The sequence below is a fragment of the Ochrobactrum sp. C6C9 genome, assembly GCF_022627935.1.
In the GTDB taxonomy this organism is placed as follows: Bacteria; Pseudomonadota; Alphaproteobacteria; order Rhizobiales; family Rhizobiaceae; genus Brucella; species Brucella teleogrylli.
Genome location: NZ_JABXGB010000150.1, coordinates 1 through 232 on the forward strand (window position 1 = coordinate 1; position 232 = coordinate 232).

Here is a 232-nt window from a genome sequence, read left to right on the forward strand (position 1 = left end):
CTCCACGACGATCGAGAACAGCAGCGAGCCGATCAGCACCCCGAGCAGCCGGAACGGCAAGGTGATGGTGCCGACGATCAGGCCCTGGCGCTGGTTCTGCTCCCGTTGTGCAGTCGAGGCGGCGTCCTTCATGGCGAGGCCTTGTTGCCGGTGTCCTCGTCGGTGGCAATGGCCACCGCGGGAGGTTCGGCCGCAGCGGCGTCATCCAGCAGGTCGTCGGGCAGGCCCGTGT

General features: G+C 68.1%; 1 pseudogene. It reads right to left on the reverse strand.

Annotated features, from left to right (window positions below):
- Nucleotides 1-132 (reverse strand): annotated as a pseudogene (locus tag HWD97_RS24455) (TIGR03747 family integrating conjugative element membrane protein); the annotation flags it as partial.
- Nucleotides 133-232 lie beyond the last annotated feature (100 nt).